Annotated in this window: 13 protein-coding genes; 10 read left to right on the plus strand and 3 right to left on the minus strand. The window is 36.0% G+C overall.

Annotated elements, in window-relative coordinates:
• Positions 1-74: 74 nt before the first annotated feature.
• From mfd to IPH52_08020, 3 genes are read left to right on the plus strand one after another with little or no spacing between them, the layout of a single operon-like run.
• Positions 75-3500: a transcription-repair coupling factor gene (gene mfd / locus IPH52_08010; protein MBK7054982.1), complete on the plus strand. Its 3426-nt coding sequence runs from the start codon at positions 75-77 to the stop codon at positions 3498-3500.
• A 57-nt stretch (positions 3501-3557) separates the two neighbouring features.
• Complete coding sequence (locus tag IPH52_08015) at positions 3558-4313, plus strand: lipoprotein LipL31 (GenBank protein ID MBK7054983.1); 756 nt, start codon at positions 3558-3560, stop codon at positions 4311-4313.
• A gap of 45 nt (positions 4314-4358) precedes the next feature.
• Positions 4359-5213 carry an undecaprenyl-diphosphate phosphatase gene (locus IPH52_08020; GenBank protein ID MBK7054984.1) on the plus strand — a complete coding sequence of 285 codons (855 nt, stop codon included), beginning with the start codon at positions 4359-4361 and terminating at the stop codon, positions 5211-5213.
• 28 nt (positions 5214-5241) lie between these two features.
• Here the strand turns inward: IPH52_08020 and IPH52_08025 are convergent, their stop codons facing one another.
• Positions 5242-5574 (minus strand): STAS domain-containing protein, encoded by a 333-nt coding sequence (locus tag IPH52_08025; protein ID MBK7054985.1) that lies wholly within the window; start codon positions 5572-5574, stop codon positions 5242-5244.
• Positions 5575-5701: 127 nt separating this feature from the next.
• Here IPH52_08025 and IPH52_08030 point away from each other — a divergent pair, with 127 nt between their 5' ends.
• The 5 genes from IPH52_08030 (at position 5702) to IPH52_08050 (ending at position 12617) form a co-directional block, all read left to right on the plus strand.
• Entirely contained in the window at positions 5702-7552 is a 1851-nt protein-coding gene (locus IPH52_08030; GenBank protein ID MBK7054986.1) for an adenylate/guanylate cyclase domain-containing protein, read from the plus strand.
• Between the two features lie 231 nt (positions 7553-7783).
• Positions 7784-10456: a TonB-dependent receptor plug domain-containing protein gene (locus IPH52_08035; protein MBK7054987.1), complete on the plus strand. Its 2673-nt coding sequence runs from the start codon at positions 7784-7786 to the stop codon at positions 10454-10456.
• 1 nt (position 10457) lies between these two features.
• Positions 10458-11159, plus strand: a complete 702-nt coding sequence (locus IPH52_08040; GenBank protein MBK7054988.1) for a hypothetical protein — start codon at positions 10458-10460, stop codon at positions 11157-11159.
• Between the two features lie 85 nt (positions 11160-11244).
• Positions 11245-12237: a catalase gene (locus IPH52_08045; protein MBK7054989.1), complete on the plus strand. Its 993-nt coding sequence runs from the start codon at positions 11245-11247 to the stop codon at positions 12235-12237.
• Positions 12238-12242: 5 nt separating this feature from the next.
• Positions 12243-12617 carry a transmembrane 220 family protein gene (locus IPH52_08050; GenBank protein MBK7054990.1) on the plus strand — a complete coding sequence of 125 codons (375 nt, stop codon included), beginning with the start codon at positions 12243-12245 and terminating at the stop codon, positions 12615-12617.
• Between the two features lie 14 nt (positions 12618-12631).
• Here the strand turns inward: IPH52_08050 and IPH52_08055 are convergent, their stop codons facing one another.
• Together IPH52_08055 and IPH52_08060 are read right to left on the minus strand one after the other, a co-directional pair.
• Complete coding sequence (locus tag IPH52_08055) at positions 12632-13606, minus strand: SpoIIE family protein phosphatase (GenBank protein MBK7054991.1); 975 nt, start codon at positions 13604-13606, stop codon at positions 12632-12634.
• A gap of 34 nt (positions 13607-13640) precedes the next feature.
• On the minus strand, positions 13641-14513 hold the full coding sequence (locus IPH52_08060) for a hypothetical protein (protein ID MBK7054992.1): 873 nt from the start codon (positions 14511-14513) through the stop codon (positions 13641-13643).
• 115 nt (positions 14514-14628) lie between these two features.
• Here IPH52_08060 and IPH52_08065 point away from each other — a divergent pair, with 115 nt between their 5' ends.
• Together IPH52_08065 and IPH52_08070 are read left to right on the plus strand one after the other, a co-directional pair.
• Positions 14629-16068, plus strand: a complete 1440-nt coding sequence (locus IPH52_08065) for a M20/M25/M40 family metallo-hydrolase (GenBank protein MBK7054993.1) — start codon at positions 14629-14631, stop codon at positions 16066-16068.
• Positions 16069-16326: 258 nt separating this feature from the next.
• Complete coding sequence (locus IPH52_08070; protein ID MBK7054994.1) at positions 16327-19356, plus strand: SpoIIE family protein phosphatase; 3030 nt, start codon at positions 16327-16329, stop codon at positions 19354-19356.
• Positions 19357-19440: the final 84 nt, after the last annotated feature.

Consider the following 19440-nt stretch of genomic DNA (forward strand, 5'->3'; position numbering starts at 1 on the left):
AAAAGATACCAAATGAATTTTTAATTCTTCATTTTAAGAATTCTCACACTTTAAAACATGGTATTGTAATTGCTATGAAAGATCTTTTATCTAAGTATGTAAAGAAGTTATCCGAAACTGATTTTGAATTAGCTTATAAAAAAAAGGGGCAGTTCAAATTTTACGGCATTCCTGACTCGGCAGTATCTTTTCTTGCTTCTGCCATTTATTTATACCAAAATAAAAAATCTGCGATTGTCATTTCCGCTACTAATACCGACTCAGAGGCTTTGTTTAGAGAAGCTTTGAGTTTTTTACCTAAAGAAAATATCGCTTATTTTCCCGGACCTGAAGTAATTCCCTATGATTATGCAAGGTATTCTCGCGAATTAAAGATTGATAGAATCAATACTCTCGCTCGTATTCTAAGTGGAGAGCGGATTTTGCTATTTACCTCTGCGATTGGGTTTTTAAAAACTCTTCCTCCGGCTTCGATTCTAATGGGAAAATCTCTTAACTTAAAAACGGGAGACGAAATTGACCAGACAGATTTACTTCAATCTCTAGTAGCTTTGGGTTATGTTCGTGAAGAAATCTGTGAGGAATACGGAAAGTTTTCTGTAAAAGGTGGAGTCGTTGACGTTTACTCACCGTTATTCACAGATCCAGTTCGTCTCGACTTTTTTGGAGACACACTTGAGTCCATTAAATCCTTTGACTCTAGCACACAACGTTCTATTTCTGAGTTGGAAAAAGTTTCCTTGCTGCCCGTAGATGAATTTCTGCTTTCAAAGAAAGAATGGGAACATTATCAAAAAGAAATTGAACTGCGCGGCAAAGGATTAAAAAAGCCAGACATGGAGATTTCGCATCACACTGCTCTAGAAGAATTGATTCCAGTCGTTCACGAGCCACATGGTATACTAGATTATTTTAAAACTCCGCCTCTGATATTATTTCAAAGGCAAAATGAAGTAGTCGATAAAGTATTTCAAATTGAAAGAGAATACAAGTCTCTGTATGAAAAGCGCAAAACAGATATTATCTGCTTAGAGCCTGAAAAATTAATTTCTTTTCAAAACGAATACACTGTATTAACCTCTAAAAAAGAAATTAGCTTTCATTTAATTCGTCCGAGTGAATTAAAAGACAATGAAGTAATTTTGCCAATCACAGAAACCGATTCATTCAAAGGGAAAATTCGTGACGTAAGAGAAAAAATGGAAGCAATGAAAGAAGACTCGATTTTACTTATCACATCTTCTTTTCATGCTCAGACAGAAAGACTAAAAGGGCTTTTTGAAAAAGAAAATATTAAAATCTTAAACGAAGCTTCAGATGAGCCAGAAGTAGTTCAATTTCCTACAAGTCCGGGCGCATACCTAGTATTATCCGAGCTTAAGAATGGATTTATTTTGCCGGATGAAAAGATTCATATCTGGACTGAGAATGATATATTCGGACGAAGTTATAAACGTAAATCCAGATTTAAAAAAACTTCTTCTCGCGCGATACAGAGTTTTATTGATTTAAAAGAAGGAGATCATGTAGTTCATATCAATCATGGAATTGGTCGCTTTGTAAAAATCGAGAAAGTAACTGCTGATTCTAAGATTCGAGATTTCTTAAAATTAGAATATTCCGGAGGGGATACTCTCTTTGTGCCGCTCGATCAAATTTCTCTTGTGCAAAGATATGTAGGTGGCTCTGATAATCCAGTTCTAGATAGCCTCGGAAGAGGAACCTGGAAAAAGAAAAAGGAAAGAGCACAGGGAGTCATTGATGTTTTAGCGGAAGAATTACTTGTAATGTATTCGAATCGAATGAAATTACAGGGCTATAGTTTTCCTAAAGATACGATTTGGCAAGAAGAGTTTGAAGCAGAGTTTGAATACGAAGAAACTCCAGACCAACTCAGTGCTATAGAAGCAGTGAAGGCTGATATGGAGTCACCGCGACCAATGGATAGACTTGTCTGCGGAGATGTTGGTTACGGCAAAACGGAAGTAGCCATTCGCGCCGCTTTTAAATCAGTGATGGCGGGTAAACAGGTGTTATTCATTGCTCCGACTACAATTCTTGCCTTACAGCACTACAATACTTTTAATCAGAGATTTGAAAATTATCCTGTAAAAATAGGAATGGTTTCACGCTTTCGTTCTCCAAAGGAAGTAAAGGAGTCTATTGCTCAATTTACGAGCGGAGAATTGGATTTACTCATCGGGACTCATGCTCTTCTTTCAGGAACGATTAAACCTAAAAATCTAGGACTACTCATTATTGACGAAGAGCAGCGATTCGGTGTTAACCACAAAGAAGCGATTAAAAAAATAAAAAATCTAGTCGATGTATTAACACTTAGTGCAACTCCCATTCCTAGAACACTTCATATGTCTCTCACCGGCATACGCGACTTATCCATTATCGAGACACCTCCCAAGAATAGACAGAGCGTTGAAACTTTTGTTCTAGAAGACAACGAAGAAATTATGAAGCTCGCCATTGAAAAAGAATTAGAACGTGGTGGACAGGTTTTTTATTTGCACAATCGTGTTGAGACAATTGAAAACGAGGCAAAAGAAATTTCAAATCTTCTACCAGAAATTTCAATTGGAATTTTACACGGACAACTCGGGGAAGAAGAAGTGGAAGAAACCATTATGGATTTTAATAATCGAAAGTATGATTTAATGGTGACTACTACAATTATAGAATCAGGAATCGATATGCCTAATGTAAATACAATGATCGTTCGTCGAGCGGATATGTTTGGTTTGTCGCAACTCTATCAGATTCGCGGAAGAGTTGGTAGAAGTGGAAGAAAAGCTCACGCTTATTTATTTTATCCCGCAAATAAATCAATGACCGAGCAAGCAGAGAAAAGGCTCAATACAATTTCCGAATACCAGGAATTAGGCGCTGGATTCAAAGTTGCGATGAGAGATTTGGAAATTAGGGGAGCAGGAAATTTACTCGGAACAGAGCAGAGTGGCTCTATTATGGAAATTGGATTTGATCTATATGTGCAGATGTTAAATGAAGCAGTGAGTAAACTCAAACAAGAAGAAATTGCAATTGAAGTGAGAACGGTTGTGAATCTCGCCTCTAGCTTTTACATTCCAGAAGATTATATTCCGGATACAAAGCAGAAGATTGAGTTCTACAAAAGATTTGAAGGTGCTTTGCATTTAGATGAGATGGATGAGATTGCAATTGAAATGGAAGACAGGTTTGGAAAATTTCCAGAAGTGGTGGATACATTTTTACAATTGGAAAAAATTCGTGTCCTAGGTTCTAGTCTTGGATTTGAATTTATAACGGAGGATGGGGGCGATATCAAGTTGAAATCCGGCCAGCATTTCAAAGGTGATCCCGCAAAGATCATGAAATTAATTGTTGCCAAAGAAGGACTTTCCATTCAACCCAAAGAGCCTAGCATTTTAAGATTCAAACCGAAGAATAAAAATGAAAAGGCCAGGCTAAAAGAAATCATTGCTCTTTTGACCAAGATTTCGTCCTAAAAAAAGGCTAGACGTGCCGATTTCGGAAAATAATTTGATTTTAACAAGGAACTTTAAATGAAATTCAAATTAATTCTAATTAATCTTATCATACTCAGTGTCTTCAATTTTGTGGGATGCGAAGATGATAATAGTAGCGTGATTGAAACGTTAGACGGCGAGAAGCTAACAGTAAAGAAATTCGAAACAACATATGAAACAGCGATTGAATCGATGAGTCGTATGCAAAATGTTGAAAAAGAAAATTTAATCAAAATTGTATCATCGGATATAGAAGAGTTAGATGAGCAGCTAAAATCAATTAACTACCAATTTCAACCAAAGAACTTTTATGATAATTACCGCAACATGTATATGATTAAGACTGCTGCGGATAAGTCTGGTTTTACCACGAGAGCAGATATAAAAAATATTGTGAAATACTTAGAAATGCAAACTATTTCTCAGCTTTATATCACTGAGCAAGTAGAGAAAAAAATTAAAATCACTGACGAAGATGCAAGCAATAAATGTAAAGACCTAAGAGAAAAAGATCCACGTATGAAATCTGTTACTCTAGACAGATGCCTGCAAATCGGAAGAGGAGTTTTAAAACAAGAAGAGTCTCAAAAAATTCTTCCAAAAGTTTTAGAAAGAGTCAAAGAAGGAATATCCATTAAGCACAATGAAAAATTTGACCTAGAACAATACTTAAAGACAGGACCTAGCATTCTTAAAAAAGATGCAAAAGAGAAAGAAGGCGATAAGTCTGAATCTAAACCTGAAACAAAAACTGAAGAAAAACCAGTCACACCAGCACCTGCTGGTAAATAGTATACCGTAGAGACGCACGGCCGTGCGTCTCTCTCTACTAGCCATATGAACAATTACATAAATTTAATCCTTAGAAGTATTATTGAATCTATAACTGAGTTTTTGCCTGTATCCTCTACGGGGCATTTATTCTTATTCACTTCCTTTTTTCCTTTTGAGGGATTAGAAGATGGAGCTAGCTTTGATGATTTGTTTGATATATTCATTCAGAGTGGAGCCATTCTTTCTGTCCTTGTTTTGTATCGTAATTTCTTTTTTGAAAAGACAAAGGCTACTCTTCAGTATGCGCTAGGACAGTCGAAGGATGATTCGGGCTTTCAATTTTTTTTAAATATTGCAATTGGATCTTTTCCTGTTTTATTGTTTGGCTTTGCATTTAAAAGTATTCTAGACACGATTAAAGCGAGTGAGTATTTACTTTTCATTTTGGGTTTCTCTTGGTTAGCCGGAGGAATTGCAATCGTATTCGTAGAAAAAAAATTACAGTCAATGCATTCAGATTCTACAGTAGCTTCTTCTTCTCTCAGCTTTAAGCAGGCTATTACGATTGGAATTTGTCAATGTCTGGCTCTCATTCCAGGCGTTTCTAGATCTGCAATGACTATTATAACTGCGAGGCTTTTGGGTTTGCCCAAAAAAACATCTGCCGAGTATTCTTTCTTCTTAGCGGTTCCTGTGCTCATAGCGGCTAGTTTATATAAGCTGTATAAATATAGAGACTTACTTCATGGGGATAGTTTGATTTTACTGTCGATTGGCTTTATTTTGACATTTATCTTTTGTATGGGAATTATCAAGTGGTTTATCGCATTTATCCAGAAGAATAGTTTTTCTAGCTTTGGATACTATCGCATTCTTCTTGGAATTATTGTCGTTGCTTATTATTTATTTCGCAGGTAACTAATCTTACGCAAGATGAGCTTCGACTTTAGGAATTTTCACTTTTAAATTCGCTAGTTGAGATTATCTTTAAGTATTTGTCTATCTGGCTAATTTTCAGAATTCCCTTTATATTGGAAGGCACATCTAATAGAGTTAGCTTTTTGTTTTTACCTTTTAGATTGTTCATGATGCGAAGAATACATCCCATTCCAGAAGAGTCAATAGCTCTACACTTAGAAAGATCAATACCAACATTTTGAATTGGTGCTGTAACCAAATCCTGTATATATAATTCAAATTCTCGAAATGTGCCCATGTCTAAGTAACCTTCGAGTCCTACAATGGCTAGATTTTCATGAATGGTTTTTTCTAATTTCATACTAATGGCTAACTTCCACGTCACATAATTTAACTAGGATTATAATTTAACAACCATTCTTTTTATTTTTTGAATAAATTTTACGACTTGTTTTTCCTTTTGCCCTGCGACTTATATCTAATCTAATATGAGTTTAACATTAGCTGAATTTCTATCGATCTATCCATGGGATGAGAAGTATCTCTTAAATAAACCAAAACGTCTAGACTGGATCTGGTCATTTGATTTAGCAATTTCAGCAGATGCCCTTTGGTCATTTGTAAGTGATACTTCCAGGCTTAATAAAGCGATGGGTTTAAGCGAAATGAATTTTGTTGAAAAAAACGGAGTCCTTTACGGAAATACAACTAATGCAGGCATTCGACTTGAATGGGTTGAAATTCCCTGGACATGGGTTGCTTCAAATCACCTCATCAGTATTCGTGAGTATAGCAAAGGCTTTGCGCATACGGTAAAAGCCATTTATCATTTTGAAAGAATTTCAGAGGAAGCGACTCGTTTGTATGTCTATTTGGGTTGGGTGCCAAGAAGTTTATTATCTCGGCTACTCCTTGTTATCTCCGAAAATTCCATCAGAAAGAAATACGCTTCTATTTTAGGAGAGATTGAAAGAATTTCTAAAGCTAGAACTATTCAGTATCAATTACCTGTTCGAGAAGAAGAGAATAAGATAAGTAATCCTTCTGTTGTTTTTAAAATTACAGAGGAATTATTGCAAAAAAAAATTTCGAAAGATTTGATTCACAAGCTTATTGATTTTATTGAATATGGAAATGAATTAGACCTATATAGAATTCGAGTTTTGGAATTGGCCTCTCGATGGGGCGTAAAAGAAAGAGACTTACTCGTTGCCTGCATGTATGCTACTCGTGCGGGGTTACTCACGATTAGCTGGGATGTGATTTGTCCTCACTGCCGAGGAACACGTTTGGAAATTGGAACTCTTTATGATGTTCCCAGCAAATCGAATTGTGAGGCTTGCGAAATAGAATACGAAAACGATTCAGAGAATTCAATAGAAATAACATTCCATGTGCATCCTTCCATTCGAAATGTGGCAAAGGTATTCTTTTGTAGTGCAGAGCCAGCGAAGAAGCCTCATATAAAACTACAAAAATATCTCGCACCAAAAGAAATAATAGAGGCTAATATAAATCTTGGTATCGGAATTTACAGACTTAGAATCAAAGGAAATACCCAAACAGGAAGTTTAAGTATTACTGATGCAGAATCTGCAAATAGAGTAAATTGGTCAAATGAGGGTAATCAAAATTATCTCTCCGGTAAAAATCCATTTGTGCGGATAACGAATACAGACGATAAGCCACGGCTATTTACAATTGAAGAGACATCCTGGGATCCTTTTGTTCTTAGACCTGCTTATATTTTTAGCTTACAGGAATTTCACGATTTGTTTTCGGCAGAATCTATTTCGAGTGATTTAAAACTAGAACTAGGTCTTCAAACAGTATTATTCACTGACATTGTAGGCTCTTCTAGTCTCTATGAGGAGCAAGGAGATTCAAAGACTTTTGTGCAAGTGAAAAAGCATTTCGAAGAAATAAATATTTTTGTAAAGGAAAATGAAGGTGCGATTATAAAGACGATAGGCGACGCGGTAATGGCAGCTTTTCCTTCTCCGAAAGGAGCTATTGAAACAGCAATGGCTTTGCTAAAAACTTTTAATGGCAAGAATATGAATAGAATTCGCTTGAGAGTGTCAATTCATTATGGTCAATGCATTGCCGTAAATTTAAATAGTGGAATTGATTATTTCGGTAAAACTGTAAACATCGCAGCCAAGATTCAAAAATTAGCCGGAGCTTCTCAAATAGTTTTTACGAAAGAATATAAAGAAAATCCTGACGTAGATTTTTTTCTGGAGTCTAACAACATTATACTCGAAGAATTAAAATATGAAATTCCTGGAATGAAAGACCAATTTACAATTTATAGAATCAATGCTGGAAACCTTTAAACATTATAAATCCATTTTACTATTCGTCTTTTTATTTAATTGCTATGACAATAATCGAATTGACTCATGGGAAATTCAAAAACGAATTTTAATATTAATAGAAGCAAAAGCAAGTCAGTGTGGAAATCGTCCAAGTGATCCATTATTTTTTACACAAGACCGCCCCCCAGGCGAAGTTACTCGGTGCGAATTAGATGTATTAAACGCAAGGTGCCCTTTTAAAACGTATCCTTGGAGTTGTGTGAGGATATTTTGAAGTTTATATTTTTTACATTGTTATTTTTTCTTTCATCGCTTACTGCACAAGAAAAACCTATTTCAGCAAAAATCAAAGTAATAGACAAAGCCACTAATTCTCCTAAGCCAAATGCTACCGTCGTGATAAAAGAATCTGGTGGTTACTTTACTACAAATGCAAAAGGAGAAATTCTTTTTCAAGTTCCGGCTAATGGCTATTACACCTTAAGAATTATTTCTGGTGCAGATGTGGAAGTAAAGCGTAAAGAAATTTACTATGACGGGCAAGAGATTGTTGTATTTGTTGGTGAAAAAGAAAAAGGGGCCATTGAAGTCTCCGGCGAAAAAGAAAAAACAAAGCTTTCACGCTATACCTTACAACAAGAAGAAATTAAGCGTTTGCCCGGATCACAAGGAGATTCGCTTAAGGCAATTTTAACTTTGCCGGGAGTTTCTCCTGCAATTCCAATCGGTCTTGCAACGACTGCTGCCCTGTTTAATACGAATAATACAGGTCCTTATCGAAATAGCGATCGAGGAGATATTGTTTTGCGAGGTGCAGGCTCAAGAGCAAACCAATTTTACTTTGATGGATTTCCGATTAGTTACCCTTTTCATCTAGGAAATCAATCTTCTGTATTAAACAATAATATCATTAAATCGTTTGATGTCTATACAGGTGCGTATTCCTCCCGGTATGGATATGCGACAGGCGGCATTATTAACATTGAAGGAAAATCAGAAGTAAAAAAAACAACTTCCATTTTAAATATGAATTTATTTTTGACGGATGCTATGATTGAAACAAAGCTAGGTGAAAAATCGTATATGATAGCAGCGGCAAGAAAGAATTATCCGAATCTAGTTTTACTAAAACTTTACCCTGATGGAATACCGCCTAATGCAAAGTATGCGGATTATCAGGATTATCAATTCAAGTATGGGTTTGATATTTCTGATAAGCATAAAATCTCAGTGTCTTTGTTTGGTGCAAGAGATAGACAAGCTTACACGAAAGCACAAGCGGAATTGGAAAGTAGCGGAGGAGGATCGGGCGGGTCAGATAGTAGACCGCCAATTGGACTCGATAAAAAATTTCATACGGAGGGGATAAGATATATTTACCAGCCAGCAACAAAATTTAGCAATACATTAAGTGTATCTAGAAATACATTCAAGGAATTCTTTGAGTTAAAAATTACAAATCCGGCAACGGCTGAAAATATTTTCGGTGTTCAAAACGTGACTACACAAACTCTTTATTTTGCAGAAAACATTCAATCTCTTGAAATTGTGAAGAATATTTTACGGATTGATACAGGGCAAAACTATCGAGAAAAAAATATTACTCTAAAAGGAGAAAATATAACGCAACAAAATAGCCTGTTTTCTAAAATATTCAACGATCTTCTGGATAGTTCACCAACATTTCGCGCTCTCATTGACGGTGACGGCGCAAAATCAAAAGAATATGGAATGTTCGCAGAGGCTACTATAGAGTATGCGGGATTTAAACTAGTGCCGGGTGTGCGATGGGATTATTATAATTTAGCGAACCAAAAGGCTTTGAGTCCAAGGTTAAATGCTTCGTATACAATAGCAAAGACTGGAACGACATTTATTGCAGGAGCAGGGATTCATCGAAATGCTCCGGTAGGTATAGAGCAAGTATCCGCTAAAGTGGGTAACTCTAATTTGCTCATGGAGAAGGCTGAGCACCTAGCAATTGGAATTAACCAGGAGATCAATCAGCAATGGCTATTTAAAGTGGAGGGTTTTCGAAATATCTTTTCTGATTTAGTAGTTCCTGATAATTATGCGCGAAATCCATACGCTTTAAATAATGAGCCACGAGATATTTTGCAGAAATCTGATTTTGTTTCTAGAAATATTTTAACAGACAAAGCACTAAATTATTCTAACAGAGGAGATGGATTTTCGGAAGGTGTGGAAGTCTATTTAAAAAAATCAAATAAGCCTGGCGAAAATGGTTTTTTTGGTTGGATTTCTTATTCCAATTCCATCACAAAAAGAAACAATCACCAGACAAGACTTGCAAGTTCAGAAGCTACGAGTAGGAATTTAAAAAATGGAAGTAGAAAGCTTCTCTATCAAACAGAAGTTGGAAATAACTATGTGAATTATTACGATGATAATCAAGCGGAACTACTTTTTGACAATGATCGCAGTGAATTATATGACTTAGACCGAACTCATCTTTTGAATATTGTGTTTGGTTGGAAGATTACGAGTCAATGGCAACTAGGTGGAAGGTATCGTTATTTTACCAATACTCCTATTACGCCTATCGTTGGTTCTAGTCGAATTTCACAGGCAGCAAGTATTGGGGTTAATCTGAATAATGCGCAGTATTCGAATGACTACAACTCAGCAAGACTTTCTCAATTTCAACAAGTTGATATTCGATTGGATCGATTTGAAAACTATGAATGGGGAATGGTCAATGGGTATATTGAAGTAATCAATCTTTTAGGGAGGAGAAATGTTTCCGGGGAAAATTTTGATGTGTCAAAGCCCTATCTCAATGGATCCAATCCCACCCCCGTATATGATACTCTGAATTCGCCTTACATCCAATCGCCATTACCCGGCGGAAGACTTGTCTATTTACCACTTTTAAATATTGGTTTGGAAGTGAGGTTTTAATATGCTGCGGATAATATTGCTTTTCTTTTTGATATTTTTATTTTCTTGCTCTGATATGGATGGAGTCAAAAAGAGACAGGAAACAAAGAAGACAGTAGATTTTTATATTTTAACATTAGTTCAAATTAGAGCAAAGGGAAATTGCCTGCGCAAAGATTCTTCTACAAACACAGTCTATTGTGATAGACGATCGAGTGGACTTTGTAATCTAAATGAATTGCTTTTAAGTTCTTCCGAAAAAGCTTATAATTTGACAGAAGCTAATGATTTAGTGAAAGCGGTTCCTTCTTGTAGCTTTTCTTTTTTAAACTCAGGAATTTCATCTGATGCAATCTCTACCATTGCTGATCAAGATACATTTAAGGCTAATAACACTTATTCAGTAATTACTTCTTGTGAATCTACAGGAATTGGTTCTCCTGAAACACTGATCACAGAGTCTGAATTGATATTTTTAAATTCGTCGAGAGGAAGGATTGCAATAGCCGCCGATAAAGTGGCGAATACTCCTGATTTGGCTTTAGCACTGACATTGCCGGCAGGAACGAGTGCATCTCAGATCAAATCAGATGCGCGCTCTTGTTTATCGGGGGGATTTCCTGAGGCAGAGAAAGACTTAGTAACTGACTTGAGAACTTTGAAGCGAGTAAAAACGATTAGCTGTAGCAGTAAATCGGGTGTCACGAATGCCTGCCCTTTCTAAATATATTTTCAAAATAAAAGACTTGTTTTAAATACTGTTTAAGTTGAATTGAATAACTAAATAAAAAACAGGATGGAATAATTTCATGAAAGCACCAAGTAAAGATTGGAAAGAGGACGTTGCCGTAGATGAGGAAAAAAGATTCAATGAATATGCAGAGAAAATAGTTGAAATTCAAAAGAAAAAATCTGCTATCTTTGGAAACGGAAGAGCCTTACATAGAAAAATGATTTGTGGTTTGCAGGCAAAATTGCAGGTTCTTGAAAATTTACCTGAATATGCAAGCCAAGGATTGTTTGCAAAGTCAGGTGTTCATGATGCCTGGATTCGTATTTCAAATGGTGGTGTGGATGTGAAGTCAGATTCTCTTCCTGATATTCGCGGCTTTGCAATTAAAGTTCTTGGACAGAATGCTCCTAGTGCTCTTGGAAATGGAAATACGCAAAATCAAGATTTTACGCTTATCAATCAATCTGCTTTTTCTTTTCCTAAATCTGCTCCCTTCATAGCTCTTGTGTTAGCCGCTTCAGAAAGTCCATTTGCTTTGTTGACACATATGCTGGGAACTTACGGAATCATTGGTGGAGTTCAGAAGATTATGAAAACAGTAAAAACTTTCGGTAAGCCATTTTCTGGATTTATGACAGAGACTTTCTATTCAGCTGCTCCGATTGCTTGTGGTGATTATGCTGCTCGTGTTCGATTAATTCCAGTAGCGGCTAAGCCAAATTTACCACCGAATAATTCCGATTTGTCGCTTGATATTAAAAAAGCTTTGGCGAAAGAATCAGTGGAATTTAATTTACAATTGCAATTCTTTGTAGATGAGAAAATTACTCCTATTGAAGATGCTTCCATAGATTGGCTTGAGTCAGAGTCTCCTTACGTAACCGTTGCAAAATTAACAATTCCTTCTCAGAATTTAGACTCAGAAGAGTCGAAGGCATTAGCTGATAAAATGGAGAAAACTATTTTTGATCCATGGAATGCATTTTTGGCACACCGACCACTCGGGGACGTTATGCGTGCTAGGAAAGTTGTATATTATGCAAGCCAAAAAGGAAGAGGGGCAAACTAAATCTAATGCGTATTCCAAACTATATACTAACCATTTTATTTTTACTCTTTGCGGCAGTTCAATATAACGATCCAGATCCACTCATATGGATGTTCATTTATTCCTATGCTTCGCTCATGTGCTTTCTTGCGGCTAAAGGCAAATACTACAAAGCATTTCTATTGGCGGGCATAGTAGTTTCCTTTGTTTGGTCGATGACTCTCGCCGCTTCTATTTTAGTTGCTCTAAATGGATATGGAGCTGGTCCCATATTTAGTCTAGGCATGGTAAAAAATAGAGAAGTCGAAGAAGCAAGAGAATCTTTGGGCTTACTCATTGTGTTCTCTGTATTAGTTTGGAAATATGTTGAAGCAAAGAAAGTAGGAGTTAATACTAAATAACCACCGAATTGTTTTTAATTTTTGCAATCAATCATAATGAGTGTTAAATCATCGGAAAAGATGGATGAACCCTGCCATGCTTCCAATTCGGATAAAATTTTATGATTTAAAGCTTTAGGATTCAAATTGGAATGAGAGGCTAATACTTGTTTTAGTCTCTCTTCTTCATACAGTTCGCCATTTTCCTTTCTCGATTCAATGATTCCATCTGTAAATAGCATGATACGATCACCCGTCTGAAACGGAATATCAATCTTAGCCGCATGTAGTTCAGGGAAAACACCGAGTAGTCGTCCTTTCGAGTCACAGGGGAAAAATTCATTTGAATTTGCTCTATAGATGTATCCGAAAGGGTGACCAGCATTTGCGAATTGGATGATTTTGGTTTTTGTATCAATTACCATATAGGCAGCGGTTAAGAACATATTGCCGCATTTACCATGCATCGTATGATTAATTCGACTGAGCATTGCCTCGGGAGATTCTGCATGTGCTACATGATTTTTAAATGCGATACTCAGCATGGAAGCAATGATTGCAGCGGAAACTCCATGCCCTGCAACATCTGCTATGAGAACACCAATGCGATGTGAGTCGATGGCAAAGAAGTCGTAATAATCCCCACCGACTAAATCCATCGGTTTATAAAGAACACTAATATCTAGACCTGGAAATTTTGGAATTGATTTTGGAAGGGCAGAGTCTTGTATTTTCTTTGCAAGGCTTAATTCTTTTTCCATTGAAATCAATCTTACCTTTTCCGCATTCGCGTCGCGCAAGCTGGCTGTCATTACATTGAATTCACGAGCTAAAAATTCGAATTCATCGCCCGAACTGATTTCTAAAATAGTTGTAAGGTTTCCAGCGGATACTTCCTGTACGGCGATGGAAAGCTTATTTAAAGGATGGCTAATATAGTTAGATAAAACGTAGGCAATGATGACGGATATTAGAAAAGTAAATGTGGCTACACCTAAAGCGGAATACATTAGAATTGATCTAAACGCGTATATGTCTTTTAAATCACTGGCAACTAACAATAATCCGCTGCAGGATCCATTCGCTTCCCTTTATACTAGCACCGGTATACAAGAATAATCCATAAGAGGTTTCCTCCAGGTCATTTGGAATATAATCTTCGCATGAATTTATTGTCTGGATAAATCGATTTGTTAAATCCTTATCTTCTCTAAAAAGTAGTCCGGGAACTGAAGATAGACTATTTTTTTCTGCGTAACTAAAGACTAAGTCTTCCTCATTTCCATTCATATTAGTTTGCAGGGTATAATCTCTATTATCCTTATTCAAAACCGTATCCTGAATTTGAATGGAAAGTGAATCTGTTTCTAAAACTTTAAAAATTGGCTTGCCGTTGATTGTAAATGTATTCTTCTCAAATCCAAGTATAAAACTAGAATTTTTTCTTTTTAGTGTATATGGTAGGTTTTCTTCGCTAGCGTTCCAGCGAATAACGTATTCTTGTTTTTCATTTTTATAAAATTGAAAGCCGAAATTTTTATTTTCTATCCAAACCGTATCGAGACCAAAAATGGTTCCATCTATCGCATATCGCATTGTATTCTGCTCACGATCATAGTATAGAGCAAAGATCCACACAATATGCTTCTCTTTTTTTTCTATTTTGAGTATCTGATTGTAAATTTCCCAAAACTTGTCTAATTTGAGTGCATTCGGCTCGGATAGATTTTTTAAATCTACTTTGTTAAAGGTATACGAAATAGAGCGGGCAAGAGAAAGCTTATGCGCAATAAAAGACTCGAAGTAAATGCTTTCCGCTATCCTATATAAAGATATGCCGAGCATAGCATTGATTAGAATATTGAGAGCGATAAAGCCTGAGAGTATTTTAATTTTGAGGGAGATTTTCTTTAACATTTTAATCTTGAGAATGGGAACTGGAAGAAATGAAATCGAAAGTTAAGAAAAAAGTAAAGTTCTTTTTTCAAAAATAAGTGTTGCATAAATATTTCCTCTTTGTTTGAATTCAATTATGAAAAAATTATTCCTTTCTATCTTTGCTCTCGTTCTTGTTCTCTTATTTTACACAATTGCATTCACTGAATCAGGGTTAAAAAATATTTCTCAGTCTGAAAATCCAAATCTTCCTGATTTCACTGCTATCTCCGAAGAAGCGGCGAATGATTTACAAAAATACATTAGAATCAAAACGATTCGTGGAAATGAAATTGAATCTGCCAATTTTCTGAAAGGCATTTTGGAAAAAAATGGAGTCACAGTAAAATTAATTTCTTATCCAGGAAAGCCTGATAGAGTTAATTTAATTGCCGAACTTCCAGGGACAGAAGAGGGAGGTGGTGTTATTTTTATGAATCATATGGATGTTGTAGAGGCGGAAGCGGCAGAATGGAAGTATCCGCCCTTTGAAGGAATTAGAATTGAAGATAGAATCTACGGGCGTGGCGCAGTCGATATGAAGGGGCTCGGTATGATGCAGCTTCATGCAATGCTACTCATTAAAAAATCAGGAATTAAACTTAAACATAAGCTTATGTTTATTGCTCTTGCAGATGAAGAGAGTCGCTCTATGCATGGTGCGCAGTATATGGTGAATAACTACAAAGATTTATTTAAAGGTTATGAATTTATCCATAATGAGGGTGGTAGCGGCACCGATGGAGTAGCCGTTAAAGGTAGTAAAATTTTTAATCTACAATATGCAGAGAAAGGAATTCTCTGGTTAGAATTAGAGGCTAAGGGCGAATCGGGTCATGGAAGCACTCCGCCTGTTTCTTACGCGGCTAAGAATATGTTGGAATTTCTTTTGGAACTCCAAACATTTTCCAAAGATACAATCATCACTGATATTACCTCTGCCTTTTTTTATCAAATGGGTGTTGCTAGCAGTTTCCCAAATTCATTCGTTCTAAAACGTTCTCGTAATCCGCTGATTCAATTGGTATTAAAAGGTGTTATTCAATCTAATAAACATTTAAGAGCGATGACTTCGAATACGATTAGCGTTACAGGGATTGATTCAGATCCTATTGGAATCAATGTAATAACAAATCATACAAAGGCGACTGTGGACATACGTCTGTTACCCGGTGTTGTGCCAGATGAATATCTTGCTAAAATAAAATCTATCGCAGACAAATATAAAATTGAAATAAAAGTTAAGCATGCGGAAGCTGCAACGGTATCCCCGATGGATAGCAAATTTTTTCAAACTCTAGCTGGAACAGCAGTGAAAGTTGTGCCCGAAGCGGTGGTTACTCCGTTTTTATCTCCGGGAACGACTGACTCTTCTTATTTTAGAATGCATGGATTTAAATGTTATGGACTAATTCCTGCTCTTTTAACTGACTATGAGCTAGATGGAATTCACGGGAAAAATGAAAGCATTCGCGTAAGTCATTTAAAAATGGGAATTCAAATTTTATATGAAACAATCTTGAATTTTAATAAGTAACGCACCATACGCAAAAGAGTAAAACAACGGGACTTTTTATTTACTTAAGAATATTAGATAAATCTAATAAAGTAATAGAATCAATAGCCCGCCTTATGTTGCGCAACGCAGTAGCAACATTGAGTTTGGCAAACCCACCGTTAGGTGTAACCCACCTTCGGCGCTGCTCAATGGTTTGCAATGTTTTTATTGGGGAGAATTCCAGTTAAGTGAAAAAAACTTTGTTGATTTACATTGGCATTGATTCATATTAACGCAATGAATTGGTTACTATTCTCGTATTATTCTCCGGGTGTTTTCTTTGATACTTTGATTTGCATGATTATTGTTTTTTTCCTTATATTCAAAAAGGAAAAAGTCAGATCAACGTATTGGTTAATTGGTTTCTTCATTGGAGAAATGTTTTTATTCGGGGCATACACGGCTTCCTATTCCATTTTTGCTGAGTTTGGTGCATACCATCGATACTTTTCCTGTCTTGTTATGTTTGGTAACGCATGTCTTGTAGGGTTTTCTTATTATTATCCGAAAAATGATAGACCAAAGGAAGCGATAGTCGTAATATCTATTTCCTTTCTACTCGCCACTATTGCATATATTCACTTTGTCCTGAAAACGTTACCGATGGAAAAAATGTATAGCTTCAAAGCGCAGATTTATACTTTTGATTTTGGAAAAGAAGTAGGGTTGGTCATTGTTTTACTTTTTGTTATCCCAGTTTTAAATTTGCTTAGAAAAACAATACGTTACTCGGAATACAAAGGCTTTTTTTCTAAATGGCTTGGTAAACCAAATAGCATTACTTCTTATCCAATGCATTTTATTTCTCGTTTTCTTGTTGGAATTATTAAAATCGTAAATCCAAAGGGAAAGGATGCAGAGTCTACTCGTGATTTTGCGATACCAATCTTCATTCATATTCTAATTGCTCTTTTAAATGTATTAGTGAAATCAGATAAGATATCGTATGATTTGTATGCGTTATTATTTTCTTTTTCAACTATGATCGTGATTTATTATATTGCCATTGCTTATATTAATAATTCACCTGAGCCAACTTCTTTTATGGTAAAGTTGGTTGGAATTTCTCTCGGAGCCATTCTAGTGGTTTTAGGTTATGTTGGCGATATCACTCTATCTGAAAGCGAAGTAAATTATAACGAGAAGCGGTTACTGCAAACTAGCCAAACAAAACTGGCAATTGCACGCGGAAGTTGGGATGAAATTCCATCAGAAGTGGAATATGTGTTAATAAAGCCAGCGACTGCATCTTTATTTAGTGATGAGGTCACAATTGTTTTTACGCGTAATCCTCTTTTGACTCTTGAAGAAATTGCCAAGGGTGAAAGCATTGAAAAGAAAATTCTTCTCAAAGAAAAGAAATCAAGGATTAAGGAAAAAAATTTATCAGAAGAGGATAAAGAAGTATTAGCCTTAAATGAAATTTCAAAGACTGAATTGCCGGAAATGAAGCGCCTGTATCGAAACGCGGGATTTCAATATTATACTCATTTTGATTTCATTGAAGAAGGAAATCGATATGAGGTCGGCTTCAGTCTTTTACAATATAGACAAACAATTCATCAATCTTCTAGAAAAATAGTCTATGCAATGGTTGCTGTGGTATTCTTAGTATTAACATTTTTCCCAATGCTTTTTAAAACGAGTTTGGTTCGTCCTCTGAATAAATTACTTACTGGAGTTAAGAATGTAAATGATGGTGATCTCACTGTGCAAGTGCCTGTAAAGTCCTACGATGAAATCGGATTCCTATCTGTTTCCTTCAATTCTATGGTTCGTTCCATACGTCAGGCGCGAGAGGAATTGCAAGATTATGCGGAGAATTTGGAAAACAAAGTCGAGGAGAGAACGAAAGAAGTGAGAGAAAAAATGGAATTGATCGAAGCTCTGAAAGTTCAGCAGGACGGTGATTATTTTTTAACATCTCTTCTTGCTAAACCCTTATTTTATAATGCTAATAAATCCAAACTGGTTAAAACAGAATTTATCATCAAACAAAAAAAACAATTTGAGTTTAAGAGAAAACACGCTGATCTAGGTGGAGATATTTGTATTACCGGCAACTTACGATTAGGCACAAAGGACAAATTCAAACGTTATACGATGGCGATGAATGGGGATGCAATGGGTAAGTCCATGCAGGGTGCCGGTGGGTCTCTTGTTATGGGTGTTGTCATGAATTCGATCATGGCAAGATCTGCTTCTCAGAATAAAATTTTAAATCAAACGCCAGAAGAATGGCTCTTTCATGTATACACTGAGATTCATTCGGTGTTTAAATCTTTTAATGGTAGTATGGTAATATCAGCTGTGATATTTATGATCGAAGATGAGACAGGAAAAGCTTTTTATATAAACGCAGAGCATCCGTATTCAGTTTTATGTCGAGACGGAAAGGCTTCTTTTATTGAAGAAGGAATGCAGCTTCGAAAGATTGGATTTGATTCTGATGTAGAATTCAGAGTGAATTCTTTTCAATTAGAGCAAGGCGATGTAATTATTCTCGGATCTGATGGACGGGATGATATTGATTTGTCGCCTAACGATTCTGTTCGAACTATTAACGAAGACGAAACTCTATTTCTTGGGTTTGTAGAAAAAGCAAATACAAATTTGAATGAAATAATTCATTCCATCGAAGGACTCGGTCACATCATTGACGATTTATCGTTACTAAGAATTGGGTATAAGGAAGATTATGTGCCAGAAGAAGATTTCCCGAAAGAGGTAGGTCTTCAGACTAGTTCTGAAATAATGGTGCAAGTAAATAAGGACGGATCGACTAAGACAACAACTGATATTCATACTAATATTGCGTTAGATACAGAGAATGCATATCTTGAAGGTAAGTCATTAGCGCATAAGAACCGTTTTCCTGAAGCGATCTCAACTCTCTATTCGGCTTTTGTTTTGGATAGAACTCATCAAAAGCTAAGTCGCCTTCTCGGTATTTTATGCTATAAGACAAAAGAGTATAAGAAAGCAATCGAAGTTTTAAATTCCTATACCTCCCAATTTGAAAGAGAAGAAGAGTTGCTTTATTATCTTGCAATCTCTTACAAGAAAATGGCGGAATACAATGACGCTCTTGCGATATCTACTTTACTCGAAAGAATAAATCCAAATCTAGTAAGGAATTTGCTGAACTTAAGTGATGTTTATAGATTGTTAGAAAATTTCGAGAATGCAAAAAAATATTGTTATCGAGTTCTTGAGCTTGAACCAGAAAATGAGATTGCAAAGAAGATAAAAAATCTGTTTTCCTAAATAGGATAATTGTATTTGCTTGGATTTGCCAATGAATGTCTGATGCACCAGCTGCCATTTAAGAAAGCAAATTCAGATTTTAAG

The sequence above is a fragment of the Leptospiraceae bacterium genome (genome assembly GCA_016708435.1).
Lineage (GTDB): Bacteria > Spirochaetota > Leptospiria > Leptospirales > Leptospiraceae > UBA2033.

Excerpts from the sequence above, each read along its gene's own strand:
- IPH52_08045 (MBK7054989.1), top strand. The coding sequence starts at position 11,245 with ATGAAAGCACCAAGTAAAGATTGGAAAGAGGACGTTGCCGTAGATGAG.
- IPH52_08050 (MBK7054990.1), top strand. The coding sequence starts at position 12,243 with ATGCGTATTCCAAACTATATACTAACCATTTTATTTTTACTCTTTGCG.
- IPH52_08040 (MBK7054988.1), top strand. The coding sequence starts at position 10,458 with ATGCTGCGGATAATATTGCTTTTCTTTTTGATATTTTTATTTTCTTGC.
- IPH52_08065 (MBK7054993.1), top strand. The coding sequence starts at position 14,629 with ATGAAAAAATTATTCCTTTCTATCTTTGCTCTCGTTCTTGTTCTCTTA.
- IPH52_08020 (MBK7054984.1), top strand. The coding sequence starts at position 4,359 with ATGAACAATTACATAAATTTAATCCTTAGAAGTATTATTGAATCTATA.
- IPH52_08060 (MBK7054992.1), bottom strand. The coding sequence starts at position 14,513 with ATGTTAAAGAAAATCTCCCTCAAAATTAAAATACTCTCAGGCTTTATC.
- IPH52_08030 (MBK7054986.1), top strand. The coding sequence starts at position 5,702 with ATGAGTTTAACATTAGCTGAATTTCTATCGATCTATCCATGGGATGAG.
- mfd (MBK7054982.1), top strand. The coding sequence starts at position 75 with ATGAAAGATCTTTTATCTAAGTATGTAAAGAAGTTATCCGAAACTGAT.
- IPH52_08025 (MBK7054985.1), bottom strand. The coding sequence starts at position 5,574 with ATGAAATTAGAAAAAACCATTCATGAAAATCTAGCCATTGTAGGACTC.
- IPH52_08070 (MBK7054994.1), top strand. The coding sequence starts at position 16,327 with ATGAATTGGTTACTATTCTCGTATTATTCTCCGGGTGTTTTCTTTGAT.
- IPH52_08015 (MBK7054983.1), top strand. The coding sequence starts at position 3,558 with ATGAAATTCAAATTAATTCTAATTAATCTTATCATACTCAGTGTCTTC.
- IPH52_08055 (MBK7054991.1), bottom strand. The coding sequence starts at position 13,606 with ATGTATTCCGCTTTAGGTGTAGCCACATTTACTTTTCTAATATCCGTC.